At 33.4% G+C, this 1,251-nt stretch carries 1 protein-coding gene; it reads right to left on the bottom strand.

Annotated features, from left to right (window positions below):
* Positions 1–19 precede the first annotated feature (19 nt).
* Positions 20–1,110 (bottom strand): IS4-like element ISAba33 family transposase gene (locus GW12_RS15605; RefSeq protein ID WP_152598527.1). Its coding sequence is split into 2 segments (ribosomal slippage): positions 20–570 and positions 570–1,110, totalling 1,092 coding nucleotides; the frame shifts between segments, so codons are not numbered across the junction.
* Positions 1,111–1,251 lie beyond the last annotated feature (141 nt).

The following is a 1,251-nucleotide window of genomic DNA, read 5'->3' as shown; positions in this document are numbered from 1 at the left end:
TCTCTGTACACGACAAATTTCATAGGATCCTTGTCCTATCAGGCTTTTTCTTTCTTAAAATTGCTAGCACTTTCTTAAATTCTTCTTTTTTTCCAAAACCAATCAAACGTAGAATAGCCATTTGAACATAGTCCAAACCGTAGCGAAATAAACTTACTGAAAGTCGTCCATGCTTCTTTATTTTTATCGCTTTTTTCCGATCATGTTGCCATTCACCTGTTAAATAGCACCAACAGAAACCGATAGCTAGCACTGCTATCAATTTCTTGACTCGTCTAGGGTCTGTTAAACGAGTATTTTCAAGATTGAATCCACGTCCTTTGAGACAACTAAATAACGTTTCGATTTCCCAGCGTAATGCATAATCACGAATAGCAGAAGCATTAAACATAGGAGAAACAACAAGTAAAAGTTCTCCATCTTCTAATCGTAGCGCACTAATATACAGTTTCACTCGACCAACCCAAATACGTCGTTTACGACATTCAGTTTGACCAACTTGAAGATGACGAAATAAATCACTAATTTTATGATTCTTGGCTAAGTGATTGGTCACAATAAAGTTTTTTTAACACGTATACAGAAGTTAATGTCATTTTCAATTAACCATGTAAACCATTTCTCACCGATAAATTCTCTGTCTGCAAACACATTCACAATACGATCTTTACCAAAAATGGAGATAAAGCGTTGAATCAAAGCAATACGCTCTTTTGTATCTGAATTTCCACGTTTATTGAGCAATGTCCAAACAATAGGTATCGCTATTCCACGATAGACGATGGCTAACATCAAGATATTAATATCTCGTTTTCCCCATTTCCAATTAGTTCTATCCAAAGTTAATTGGACTTTATCGAATGAAAATATATTGAAAATTAACTGAGAAATTTGACAATAATCGAAATACTGATCTGCAAAGAAGCGTTGTATACGTCGATAAAATGATTGTGGTAAGCACTTGATGGGTAAGGCTTTAGATGCAGAAGAAAGATTACATGTCTGTTTTACAATTAATGCAAGCATAATCAGTGTAAAACATTTTGCATGTGACTTGTTCCACTTTAGATATTTGTTTAAGATGAGATATAACTCATTGAAATGTGTCATCATATTCGTCGTCAGAAAACAAGTATTATGCCATTATTTCAATGAGTTATCTTTTTTTGTCGTGTACAAAGAACTTTTTTGATAATAATAGATGGATTCATTTGAAAAGTTTTACTGGTGAAATTGTTTACTTCTTCATCT

It is taken from the genome of Acinetobacter sp. HR7, assembly GCF_000773685.1.
GTDB classification, from domain to species: domain Bacteria; phylum Pseudomonadota; class Gammaproteobacteria; order Pseudomonadales; family Moraxellaceae; genus Acinetobacter; species Acinetobacter thermotolerans.
This window is presented reverse-complemented; position numbering and strand designations above follow the sequence as displayed.